We start from the raw sequence: 12,789 nt of genomic DNA, 5'->3' as shown, positions 1-12,789 counted from the left end.
GTCTTTAAAGATAAAAAAATAAAGGTTTTGTTCATTTTATTCTAAAATCGCAGCGATGCCTGGTAACGTTTTTCCTTCAAGCATTTCAAGCATAGCGCCACCTCCCGTAGAAACGTAACTCACTTTATTGCCTAGATTAAATTGCTTTACCGCAGCAACCGAATCTCCACCACCCACAAGTGAAAACGCACCGTTTTTAGTAGCTTCTGCAATTGCGTTTCCTAAAGAAATTGTCCCTTTTGCAAAGGGTTCCATTTCAAAAACCCCCACAGGACCATTCCACAAAATAGTTTTTGAATTGTGAATTACAGCCGCAAAATTTTCATTGGTTTTTGATCCTACATCGAGTCCCATCCAGCCTTCGGCAATATTATCAATGGGACTTTCTTCTGTACTGGCAAATTCAGAAAAACTATTAGCAACGACAGCGTCAACTGGTAAATGCACTTCCACACCTTTTTCTTTGGCAAGTGCTAAAATTTCTAAGGCTAACTCTTGTTTGTCCTCTTCTACGAGTGAATTTCCAATAGATCCTCCTTGGGCTTTTATAAATGTAAATGCCATTCCGCCGCCAATTATCAAATGGTCTACTTTATCAAGTATATTTTCAATAACTGTAATTTTTGAAGACACTTTTGCGCCACCAATGATTGCGGTTAAGGGTTTTTGAGGTTCTTCTAAAACTTTTTTTAAGTTTAAAATTTCCGAAGCCATTAAAAGTCCAAAACATTTATTATTCGGAAAAAATTTAGCAATTATTGCTGTTGAGGCATGGGCTCTATGAGCGGTACCAAAAGCGTCGTTTACGTAAATATCACCCAGTTTTGACAGCTTTTCTGCAAATCCTCTATCTCCTTTAGTTTCTTCTTCGTAATATCTTAGGTTTTCTAATAATAAAACCTCTCCTGGTTTTAAATCTGCAACAGCATTTTCAGCAGTTTCGCCAATACAATCACTCACAAATTTAACGTTAATTCCTAAAATTGATGAAGCTGTTTCAATGATATGCTGAAGTGAAAACTCGGCTTCTTTGTTCTTAGGACGACCCAAATGCGACATTAGCACACAACTACCTCCGTCTTCAAGAATTTTTACTATTGTTGGCTTTGCAGCTTCTATTCTAGTGGCATCTGTCACTTGAAATTGGTCATCGAGAGGAACATTGAAATCTACTCGGATTAAAGCTTTTTTGCCTGAAAAATTAAAGTCGTTTACTGTTTTCATTGTGAAAATTTTAAAGCAAATATACAGTTTTTAACCGCTTTGAAGGTGCTATTAAAATGAGTTGTGCTTTGCGCTTATTTAAGTAAATTTGCGGATGGATTTTACGCAGGTTGTAGGACAAAATCACTTAAAAAATCACCTTTTAAAAAGTATTGATAATGGGAGAATACCCCATGCCCAATTGTTTATTGGCAATACAGGAAGTGGTATATTGCCTATGGCGATAGCATATTCTCAAGCTATTTTATGCAGCAATCACGAAATAAATTCTACTGCGTATACTTCTTGTAAAAATAAAGTGCAGCAGCTTGCACATCCAGATTTACATTTTGTCTATCCCGTTAGTACCACAGATGCTGTTAAAAAGAATGCTGTTTCTAGTAATTTTCTTCAAGAATGGCGAAGTTTTGTTGCCGAAAATCCTTACAACTCCCTATATCAATGGCATGAAGCGATTGGTATAGAGAAAAAGCAAGGGAGTATCAAGGTTGATGAAGCAAAAGAAATGCTAAAAACATTATCTCTAAAGGCCTATGAAGGCGGTCATAAGATTATAATTGTATGGATGGCAGATAGAATGAATACTGAGTATTCAAATAAAATTTTAAAGCTCGTAGAAGAACCGCCCGAAAAAACAGTCCTGTTATTACTTGCTGAAAGCGAAGAACAAATTATTGGAACGATTAGGTCAAGGTGCCAAAAATTGCAATTCCCACTATTATCTGAAGAACAAATTGCCAACTCGCTATTTGAAAATAAAAATATAGATAAAAATAAAGCGTTGAAAATCAGCAAACAATCCAATGGTGACTATAACAATGCTTTGCGTCTTTTGGCTGAAGATGGTAACGATTTAATTTTTGAAAAATGGTTTGTTTCATGGGTGAGAACTGCTTTTAAGGCAAAAGGGAATAAAACAGCAATTAGGGGTTTAATTCAATGGAGTGAAGAGTTAGCTAAAGAAGGAAGAGAAACTCAAAAAAATTTCCTTTCCTATTGTAGCGAAACTTTTAGGCAAGCTTTATTGAAAAACTACAAGGCTGATAGTCTACTTTTTTTTGAAGCTGAAAACACTGGTTTTTCGATTGAGAAATTTGCTCCGTTCATCCACCAAAACAATATTTACGAAATTCAAAAAGCACTTGATGATGCTTCTTATCATATTGAAAGAAACGGAAATGCTAAAATTATTTTTACAGATGTATCGATTAAATTAACTCGTCTTATTCACGCTAAACAATAATATAACAAATGCTTATTACAGACCACAAAAGCTATTGTTTTTTTCTATTAGTTTTCGATTAAAATTAAGCGGTTTAAACGATTTTTGGGTTTTTTAAGACCTTAGCCGTCACATCGTACGGCAAGTCCCAAATACAGTCTTTATTTGAGCTTATTTGGTTTTTCTAAAACAATAAATAAGGGAAGAATACTCTTTTGAAGAAATCGCTTTAATATTTGACCATAAACCTATCAAAAGTGCTTTTATTGAAAAAGAATTTCCAGATTTGTATTTCTCAGAAAGAAGACTAACATAAAAGGAATCAAAAATCATTGGTTTCGTCTTTTCAAGTTTGAAAAAATCACCGAAAAGTAATTTCATGCTTTTTTGAGAAAAATGCCAAAGATGTCTTGGAACATCAAATGCTGCCCAGTATTCTTTATAATATTTTGCATCAAAAGATCTATAATTTGGGACAGCGACAATTAAAGCTCCATTTGGGTTTAATAAGTTTTTTAACTCTTGGATTTGTTCTTCTAGATTTGGCAAATGTTCTAATACATGCCACAAAGTAATTACATCGAAAAATTGATTTTTATAATCTGCCATCGAACTTGTAAGTTGTACTCCTTTTTCACGGGCGACTACTCTTGCATTATCATTGGGTTCTACTCCTTGAACTTTCCAACCTTCTTTAGACGCAGCAATACAAAAATCTCCAGTTCCTGCTCCAACATCCAAAAGGCGTCCTTTGGAACTAACCATTGAATTTATGAGGGCTAATTTATTTTGAAGCGAATGCCTTTTCACTTTTTGGTATAAAAACGGCATAATCCCTCGCTTGCTATCTGTATGTGAAATATATTCGTCGCTATCATAATAAAATCCAATTTTATCATTTGAAGGCTGCGGAAATGTGACCAACATATTACGCTCTTTATCAAATAACAAATCAAAAGATTCTCCAGATTTGAAATAGTCTTTTGTTTTTAAGTAAACAATTTTGTTTTTAGAATCCACTAGTTTTGAAAAAAATTTTATTGGTGCGTTTGAAAGAGAATATATCTTTAATTTAAAAATTTCTGAAACAGAACCTGTTTAACTTTTTATAGCGTTTTAAGGATAGAATCTGTTAAATTAAATAGTGAAGTGTTCCACGTGAAACAAATCGCTAACGTCCCATGAATACAAGCATGACAGAAATATCGTTTGGTGAAACACCACTAATACGAGAGGCCTGTGATAATGACACGGGTCTAATTGCGCTCAACTTCTCTCTTGCTTCGAATGACAGGGATTTTAGCTTTGTGTAATCAAAATTCTCCGGGATTCTAATTCCTTCTAACCTGTTTAGCTTATCAGCATTATTTTTTTCTTTGGCTATATATCCGGCATATTTAACCTGAACTTCTGTTTGCTGTAGCACTTCATGATTAAGTTCATTTTCTCTGACAAAAACAGAAACATCTTCAACATCAAGCATATCGTCCATAGAAATATTTGGTCTAGAAAAAGATTTAAAAAGCTTATCACTTTGTGAAACTAAAGCAGAATTATTTCGTTCCAAAATAGGGTTTATTACTTCCGGAATTACGCTAGTGTCTTTAAAAAACTGAACAAAAGCATCGCTCTTTTCCTTTTTGTCTTCCATCAAACGAAGTCGCTCATCTGAAGCCAACCCTATTTTATGTCCCATAGGCGTAAGTCTAAAATCGGCATTGTCTTGTCTTAATAGGGTTCTATATTCCGCTCTCGATGTAAACATTCTATAAGGCTCTTCTGTACCTTTTGTAATTAAGTCATCAATCAAAACACCGATATATGCCTCGTTACGATTCAGAATAAAAGCTTCTTCTTCTTTTACTTTTAAATGCGCATTAATTCCCGCCATCAATCCTTGAGAAGCAGCTTCTTCGTATCCAGTAGTTCCATTAATCTGACCGGCAAAAAATAAACCCGACACCAATTTTGTCTCTAATGTGTGCTTCAATTGTGTTGGCGGAAAATAGTCATACTCAATTGCATATCCGGGTCTAAAAAACTTAACATTTTCGAAGCCTTTTACCTTCCGTAACGCTTTGAATTGAATATCCTCTGGCAACGACGTAGAAAATCCGTTGATATAATATTCAACCGTATTCCAGCCCTCCGGCTCAACAAATAATTGGTGACTGCTTTTGTCTGCAAAACGGTTTATTTTATCTTCAATAGAAGGACAGTAACGAGGTCCAATACTCTGTATAGAACCATTGAACATTGGAGACCTATCAAAACCCTCTTTGAGCATGTCATGCACCTCTTGGCTTGTGTGGCTCATATGACAATCCCGTTGTTCTTTAAGAGGCTTTGTTGATTTCAAATAAGAAAACTTCTCAGGATGTTCATCGCCAGGTTGGACAATCATTTTTGAAAAATCCAAAGACCTTCCATCCACTCGCGGAGGTGTTCCGGTTTTCATTCTACCAGATTCAAAACCTAAATCGACGAGCTCTTGAGTAATTCCATGAGCGGCTCTTTCGCCAGCACGGCCTCCGCCAAATTGCTTTTCGCCAATATGAATTAATCCATTTAAAAATGTTCCGTTGGTAAGTATAACTGTTTTGCCTTTAACCTCGAGACCCAAAGATGTTTTTACGCCAACAATTTTATCTCCCTCTGTTAGAATTCCAGAGACCATTTCTTGATAAAAATCCAAATTTTTCGTTTGTTCCAACATCATTCTCCATTCTTCAGCAAAACGCATACGGTCGCTTTGTACCCTTGGACTCCACATTGCGGGACCCTTGGACTTGTTAAGCATCTTAAATTGAATCGCGCTTTTGTCGCTTACAATTCCGCTGTACCCTCCTAATGCATCAATTTCACGTACGATTTGGCCTTTTGCAATTCCACCCATAGCAGGATTACAAGACATTTGAGCAATGTTTTGCAGATTCATTGTAATCAAAAGGGTTTTGGAGCCCATATTGGCAGCTGCCGCTGCCGCTTCAGAACCTGCATGGCCACCACCCACTACTATTACATCATATTCTTTTTCAAACATATTCGAAATTATATTTTTGTTCCACGTGGAACAATTTGTGAAACATCAACTATTATAAAATGTTTCATGTGAAAAGGCTCAACAATTAATCTAAGCTTGATTTAAGCGGGGCAAAGATAGTTAAATAACTTATAATCAATAAGTTAAATATTTAAATACTTGAATATCAAGAAACTAGACAAAGTCTCTCTTTGATAGCGCTTCGTTTTCTTTAGACCTCATCAAAGTAGCATCATCTGTCGTTTTATCTTTATAGCCGCAGTAATGTAAAATGCCATGAATAATTACTCGATGTAACTCATCGACAAACATAACATCGAAATCCTCAGCATTCTCTTTAACACGGTCAATACTTATGTAAATTTCTCCATGGATTTGTTTGCCCATAGAATAGTCAAAACTAATAATATCTGTAAGTGTGTCGTGATCCAGAAATTCAACATTCATTTTATGTAGAAAATCATCATCACAAAAAATGTAACCTATATCGCCTTGTATAAAACCTTCAGATTCAATAATATCTATGATCCAATTTTTTACATTAGGTTCATTTCCTATTTTAAAATCTATTTCTTCGCTATAGAAACTAATCATTATCCTTCTTGAAATAAGTTTGTACTTTTTTCTTATATTCCTGTCGAAGCGGGAGCGCTTCACGATTTAATATTTCAGTAGTATTAAAATATTTTTTTATGTCATCTGGAGACATTCTAATCGTATTATTAAAGTTCTTTCTGTTAGTTTGAGATTCTCTTTTTGTGTCTTGTCCTTGCTCAAAATCTGCTTCCTCTAATTTCAATAATTCATACTGTAAATTTAGCATTTTTTCGAGTGTTCGTTGATTAAAGCCCTTGTCTAACAACTGCTCTTCAATACCCTCCATTTTTTTTAATAGGTCACCCCCTTTTCCATCAAGTCCTTCTTTGCTCAGTTTATCTTCTAATTGTTGGCGCAACTGTTGTTGCTGTTTGTAAATCTCAAAGAGCTCACCGTCATTATTCTCGCTCTCGCCGTTGCCTTCTTTTCCGTCCCCGTTTTCACTTCCTTTACCGTTGCGACCATTTTCTCCTCCTTTACCATTTCCTTCGCCTTGACCCTCGCCTTCACCCTGTCCTTCACCTTCACCTTCACCTTGACCTTCTTTTCCTTCACCTTCTTCACCGCCTTCACCCTCTTTGCCTTCTTTTTCACCTTGACCCATTCCTTCCTTCATCTTCTCGCCTAGGCTCTTTTGTTTCTCGATAATATCTGGTAATTGGAATCCTTGTCCGCCACCACCTTCTCCAGGGCTTGGTTTACCTTTTCCGCCGCTACCACTTCCGCTTGCGCTCATTTGATCTTGCATACTCGTAAGCATATTAGCCAACATGTTTGCGAGCTCATTGGTTCCTGTTACTGTATATTGTTGGCTACTTATCCCTTGGCTCAATTGGTTTTCAGCAAGACGCTCCATTGATTTATCAATATTGTACTGTACCTCTGTTAGCGATTCATTTATTTCCTCGCTAATCATGGGTTGCCGCAAAGACAATGCAAATAAGCTATCGTCAATATGTTGGAAATTTTGCTTCAAATCGTTTTGCGAATTTAACCGTTTTCCAAAAACAGGATTTCCATAATCTGTCCTTTTAAAATCTTCCATCAAATCTTCTTGACGGAAAGAAAAAACAACCAAATTATCTAAAATTTGACGTAACATTTCAACATCTTCTTCCATCTGTTCTTGTTGACCGCCAGACATTGCAGATTGCATTTGCTGCCCCATTTGCTTCATTTTTTTTCCAGCATTCTTTTGGCTTTTTTGAGCTCCTTGCGTATCGCCTTTGTCTAATTTCTCGGTTGCCTTTTCTTGCTCTTTATCAATGATTTCTTCACCTACTTTATCTTCAGGAATTTCCATAGGAGCTTTTAGCGCATCATTTTCTTTTTTTAAGTCCTCAAGTTCTTTTTTATAATCTTCAAAATTTTCATTAAGTTCTTCTTGCTTTTCTTTCGTATTCTCGTCCTCTGGTTTGTCAGCTAGCTTTTCTTGTTCGTCACCAAGTTTAAATAATTCTTCCGCTAACTTTTCCGTTTTCTTTTCAACATAATATCGCTTCGTCAACTCCAACAACTGCTCTAAATTCTTTTCTTGATTTTTATTTTGTTTTGAAATCTTCTCAACCTTTTCTATAAGTTCTTCTTTAGAAAGTTTTTCTTGTACCTTTTCTAATTCCTCAAGTAGTTTCTCATTTTCTTTGAGTTTTTCTTGATTCTTTTCTAAACGCTCCTCTAATTGTTCTTTAAATGCATCCTTCTCTTCATTTTCAGGCTGAAAATTCTCTAAGTTATCTTTTAACTCTTTTGAAAAATTTTGCATCATTTGTTCCTGTTGCTTTTGGCGTTTGATAACGTCCTCAAGCTTTTTCTTATCGTTCCAATTGAGCTCTTCCTTTTCCTTTTGCAATTGTTCGATTTCCTCAAGTCGCTTATCTTGTTTTTTCATTTCTTCAAGCGCCTTATCCATTCCTTTGATGGCGTTTTCTTGATTTTGCAATTGCTCATTCTCCAATTCGTCTTCTGTTAATTTTCTGAAATTATAAACAGCTGATTTACTTGACTTGAAATTATGAATCCGATCGTTGTCAAACACTTCAAAATAGTATTCGTACGCAACACCTTCGGTTAAGTTTAAATCTCCGGGAAACGCATGCGTAAATTGGTCAAAATTACTTTTGTTCAATGGTAAAACGGCCACTTGTTTCGCAGCCTCATTTCCGTCAGGATAATAGACAATTTGGAGCTTTGTCAATCCATAATCATCACTCACCTGCCCCAAGAAATAAACGCGTTGACTGTCCAAACTATCCTGCCTAGACTGCACATCAATCTCTGGATATTCGTCTTTGATAACGCCTAGTGTAAATGATAAATTCTCGTAATCTTTCAGGTTATTGTTAGACGTGGTAATGGCATAATCCAACTTTGAATAAATACCTTTTTTGAAGTCAAATTGTTGTTTCTCTTCGGAAAAGAGGTACGTGGTATCTCGCGTTTTTAAAGCTACTTGTGTCGTGTTTTTAGCAGCAACTCTCCAAGTAACCGAAGTTCCTTCTGGAACCGTAGCATTTCCAGTGCTTTTCAACACTTCATCTTTTCTGCCTGTGTATCCCGGATAATTGAGCACCATCTCAAAACCCAGTAATGACGGCGTCTTTAGAACATCAAGTGTATATTCTTTTGAGGTTACTTTGTTTGCTTTCAGCTTAAAATCGACAGGAGCATTTGGTTGTAGAAAAGTATATTCAAAAATCCCTGGGGCCGTTTGTTGTAAAAAATACGTTTCATTATCATAAACAATACTGGCGTTCTCTGGAATGGCCTCGCCCTCTGTTCTTACTTGAACGGTAAATGGTTTATTCTCCACAGCACTCAGTGAATTGTTCACCACATAAAAGCTGAAAGGTGCAGGCGGTTCGTAAGCGGTATCATAATTTACAACACGATCATAACTGCTACTAAACGTGTCTTTGTCACCGAGCAAACTAATCAAAGCAAAAATAATAACCGGAATAGCGGCGTATTTTAAATACTTGGCGTTCTTTCTAAAATTGATGGCGCTTTTGAATGGGACGGGTTCAATCTCGTCTGCTTTTTGGTCAATGCTTGCTGCCAGCAATTCGCTTTCACGCTGATTTTGATTCAGCTGAATAACATTAAGTAGTTTGTCACTTACCTGCGGAAAATGGTTTCCGATAATCTTTGAAGCTTGTTCATTTGTAATTCCTTGCTGAAGCTTGAAAAGTTTTGCTAGTGGAAATGCAATAAACCGAACAAATAAGGCAAATTCAACAATAACGAAGGTCCAAAATAAAACCGTTCTTCCCATTGGGCTGAGCCACAGAAAGTACTCAACCAAAAGTGTGATTAATAGATATAAAAGACCAATAGCAAAAAAAAGGATAGCTCCTTTTATCAACTCATTCGTATAATATTTTTTTATAAATTGTTCCAGCTTTTGCTGGATAAGAGAAAATGAACTCATATCTTTTTTCTGAATTATACAGAACTTCTAAATTACAACATAAATTCAACAGCAAAAAACACTCCAAAAGACTTTTAAGGCGTAATTAAAAGATTTAACGGCAAACTTTATTATTGAAAAAAGTCACAAAAGGATTTATTCTGAATTTCAAAATGCCTAAAATCGAAGTGCGGAATAACAGATGCTAATGTCTTTTTGGTAAAAAGCCCTAACAAATTAAAACTAGAAACTATAGGCTGCTCCCAATAATAAATAATAGGAGTTTGATTTTTTCTTAAAATAGCCATCCAACAAACTATCTCTGTTTAATTCTGCAAAGCCCAAACTATTTCTTGCCTCAATAGAAAGAGTAAGTTTTTTAATGCTGCGCTCTAAACCCACTCCTGTAGTGAATCCGTAATCGCTCGGTCCACCAGAAGTTGAGCTAAGTCCTAAAAAAGGCCCTGCGTTAGCAAAAAACTTAGTTTCTCCCTTGGTTCGAAATTTCAACAAAGGGTTAATAACATAAAACTTACTTGATATTTGTATGTCGATATCATTCTGATTGAAGATTGGGTCCCCAGGGTCAGATATATTAAGCTGCCCATCAAATGTATTTCCCTTTTCTTGATAAGAAAACGCAGCTTTAATGGCTAAACTTTCTGAAAACTTATATTCATAAAATATTCCTGGAACAAAAGTTACTAATCCTTTGCCATTTTCTATTCCTGCATCTCCTCTAAACTTAGAAAAAGAAACGCCCGTTTCAACACCCACACTACTTTGTGAAATCCCAGAAACTCCAACTAATAAACAAATAACAATGGCAATATTTTTCATGAATCTAAAATTTCAGCTAAACTATAAAAACTATAAAAACTAAAGGTGTCTTTTTTATAAATACTACCTTTGTAAACCTTAATGTATTCGTGCTGTTTTATTAAATAGTGCGTTTTTAAGTGGATTAAAATTTTCAGAATTATTATAAAAGATTCCTGCCTTCGCTGGAATGAAAACTTCGTTTTTTATGTCACAAAAAGTTCGCGTTCGGTTTGCTCCAAGTCCTACAGGGCCTTTACATATAGGTGGTGTTCGCACCGCTTTGTTCAATTATTTATTTGCTAAAAAACATGGTGGAGACTTCATTCTTCGTGTTGAGGACACAGACCAGACCCGCTATGTGGAAGGCGCTGAAGATTATATTGTTGAAGCGATGAACTGGTTGCATATTCCTTTTGACGAGTCTCCTTCAAAGGATGGTGGTCATGGACCCTACAGACAAAGTGAGCGCAAAGATTTGTATTTAAAATATGCCGAAGATTTACTAGCGTCTGGCAATGCATATTACGCATTTGACACCGCAGAATCACTAAACGAACATCGCGCAAATCACGAAGCCGAAGGAAAGACCTTTATCTATAATTGGCACAATCGTTTGAAATTGACAAACTCGTTAGCCCTTTCGGCAGGAGAGACTCAAGCTAAAATTGATGCTGGCGAACCGTATGTTATTCGATTTAAAAGTCCGCAGGATGAAACATTGAATATGAAAGATATTATTCGTGGCGACATTAAAATTGACACGAATATACTTGATGATAAAGTGCTTTTTAAAAGTGACGGCATGCCTACGTATCATTTAGCCAATATTGTTGACGACCACTTAATGAAAATCACGCATGTTATTCGTGGTGAAGAGTGGTTGCCATCCATGGCGCTGCACGTTTTATTGTACAAAGCTTTTGGTTGGGATGCTCCTCAATTTGCGCATTTACCACTTATTTTAAAGCCCGTTGGCAATGGGAAATTGAGTAAAAGAGATGGGGATAAATTTGGCTTTCCTGTGTTTCCTTTAAATTGGAAAACCGAAGACGGTGAGATTTTTCCTGGATACAGAGAAGATGGATATCTACCCGAAGCTGTTGTAAACATGCTAGCATTTTTAGGTTGGAATCCTGGCACCGAGCAAGAACTTTTTACGCTCGACCAATTGATACAAGATTTTGATTTAGCACGCGTAAATAAATCTGGTGCTAAGTTTGATTTTGAAAAGACAAAATGGTTTCAACAGCAGTATTTGCAGGAAGTTGATGATGAAACATTGGCAATACAATTTTCTAAATTATTGAAAGAAAAAGGTGTTGAGACAAACATTAACATCGCTCCTGTTGTGGCTTCATTGAAAGAAAGAGCGACGTTTGTTTCAGATATTTGGGATGAAGGAAGTTTCTTTTTTGAACGTCCAAAAAGCTACGATGAAAAAGCGGCCGAAAAAGCATTTAAAGATGGCACAGCCGAAATTTTAAGTTCCGTTAAAGAGATTATCAATGGATTGAACCGTTTTGAAAGCAGTCACATTTCCGAAGCTGTGAAAGGGTGGATTACAAGCCAAGAAATGGGATTTGGAAAAGTTATGATGCCGTTGCGACTTGCCCTCGTTGGCGAAATGAAAGGCCCCGATGTTTTTGAAATTGCATCTCTTTTAGGTAAGGAAGAAACTGTTGCTAGGATTGAGCAGGCAATTGATTTTATGGGGTAAATATCCTTTAAAATAATATTAGAAAGCGCATTTATAAATCTTAAGATTTATAAACGCGCTTTTTGCTAAAAATAGATAGTTGCGGCCAAGACTATCTTGCTTATGTTTCCTTTAAAATCTTCATTTTCGAGATTATTATCATTGAGTTTAGCAAGAGTATTTGTAAACCCGTATTGATATCCCGCAGAGAGCTTGAAGCTTTTCACTCCTACCGTAAAACCTCCATATACCAATCCATTTATTGGCGAAATATCTTGAATATCTTCAGCAGCCAAATTTGTATATCCATCAATATTGTAGTTTGCAAAACGGTCACTTTTTAATTTCATGTTACCGTTTACTTGCAGCATAGGGCCTGCCTCAATTGAGAAATACGGTTTTGCAATATTGTAGCTCACCAAAAAGTTTATTTGTGCACCAATAATTGTGTAGTCTATAAATTGTTTATCACCAAGCTCTGTGCCCGTCCCAGTTGCTGATATTCCAATTTCATTACTTACAAAGTTAATTCCATAGATAAGATCAAAGTTGTTTCGGTAAGCACCTCGTGTGGTAAATCCACCCGTGAATCCTGTGCGTGGTTCGGTGATAAAGTCGTCTGTGGTTATATCAAATATTGTAGCGCCTCCCGTAATTCCTATGCGATTATAATTACCATCTCCACCATAACGCCTTTGACTGTAAATATTTGATGCCGTAAAAAATAGTAATGTAACAATTAGTAACTTAGGAAGACTCATAATAGGTGCTTTGGAAGG

General features: G+C 36.1%; 9 protein-coding genes. 2 read left to right on the top strand and 7 right to left on the bottom strand.

Annotated features, from left to right (window positions below; genetic code table 11):
* Nucleotides 1-36: 36 nt before the first annotated feature.
* A complete protein-coding gene (locus ACSHW7_RS03245) occupies nucleotides 37-1,224 on the bottom strand; it encodes a phosphoglycerate kinase (RefSeq protein ID WP_435677877.1) in 1,188 nt (395 codons plus the stop codon).
* Nucleotides 1,225-1,318: 94 nt separating this feature from the next.
* On the opposite strand from ACSHW7_RS03245, the gene ACSHW7_RS03240 reads away from it, so the two are divergent.
* Nucleotides 1,319-2,467 (top strand): ATP-binding protein, encoded by a 1,149-nt coding sequence (locus ACSHW7_RS03240; RefSeq protein WP_435677876.1) that lies wholly within the window; start codon nucleotides 1,319-1,321, stop codon nucleotides 2,465-2,467.
* A gap of 150 nt (nucleotides 2,468-2,617) precedes the next feature.
* Here the strand turns inward: ACSHW7_RS03240 and ACSHW7_RS03235 are convergent, their stop codons facing one another.
* From ACSHW7_RS03235 to ACSHW7_RS03215, 5 genes are all read right to left on the bottom strand, one after another.
* Nucleotides 2,618-3,466 carry a class I SAM-dependent methyltransferase gene (locus ACSHW7_RS03235; protein ID WP_435677875.1) on the bottom strand — a complete coding sequence of 283 codons (849 nt, stop codon included), beginning with the start codon at nucleotides 3,464-3,466 and terminating at the stop codon, nucleotides 2,618-2,620.
* A gap of 151 nt (nucleotides 3,467-3,617) precedes the next feature.
* A complete protein-coding gene (gene mnmG, locus ACSHW7_RS03230) occupies nucleotides 3,618-5,489 on the bottom strand; it encodes a tRNA uridine-5-carboxymethylaminomethyl(34) synthesis enzyme MnmG (RefSeq protein ID WP_435677874.1) in 1,872 nt (623 codons plus the stop codon).
* A gap of 174 nt (nucleotides 5,490-5,663) precedes the next feature.
* A complete protein-coding gene (ybeY, locus tag ACSHW7_RS03225) occupies nucleotides 5,664-6,083 on the bottom strand; it encodes an rRNA maturation RNase YbeY (protein ID WP_435677873.1) in 420 nt (139 codons plus the stop codon).
* Nucleotides 6,076-9,513 carry a DUF4175 family protein gene (locus ACSHW7_RS03220; RefSeq protein WP_435677872.1) on the bottom strand — a complete coding sequence of 1,146 codons (3,438 nt, stop codon included), beginning with the start codon at nucleotides 9,511-9,513 and terminating at the stop codon, nucleotides 6,076-6,078. The genes ybeY and ACSHW7_RS03220 overlap by 8 nt, the downstream gene beginning before the upstream one ends.
* A 222-nt stretch (nucleotides 9,514-9,735) precedes the next feature.
* Complete coding sequence (locus ACSHW7_RS03215; RefSeq protein WP_435677871.1) at nucleotides 9,736-10,332, bottom strand: hypothetical protein; 597 nt, start codon at nucleotides 10,330-10,332, stop codon at nucleotides 9,736-9,738.
* A 187-nt stretch (nucleotides 10,333-10,519) separates the two neighbouring features.
* On the opposite strand from ACSHW7_RS03215, the gene gltX reads away from it, so the two are divergent.
* Nucleotides 10,520-12,031: a glutamate--tRNA ligase gene (gene gltX / locus ACSHW7_RS03210; protein ID WP_435677870.1), complete on the top strand. Its 1,512-nt coding sequence runs from the start codon at nucleotides 10,520-10,522 to the stop codon at nucleotides 12,029-12,031.
* A gap of 65 nt (nucleotides 12,032-12,096) precedes the next feature.
* Here gltX and ACSHW7_RS03205 read toward each other — a convergent pair whose 3' ends face one another.
* The gene (locus ACSHW7_RS03205) at nucleotides 12,097-12,771 is read right to left on the bottom strand and encodes an outer membrane beta-barrel protein (protein WP_435677869.1); all 675 of its coding nucleotides are present in this window, start codon (nucleotides 12,769-12,771) and stop codon (nucleotides 12,097-12,099) included.
* Nucleotides 12,772-12,789 lie beyond the last annotated feature (18 nt).

It is taken from the genome of Patiriisocius sp. (assembly GCF_051252435.1).
Classification (GTDB): domain Bacteria; phylum Bacteroidota; class Bacteroidia; order Flavobacteriales; family Flavobacteriaceae; genus Patiriisocius.
Note: the sequence above shows the minus strand (reverse complement) of the source record. Positions and strands in the feature narration are given on the sequence as shown.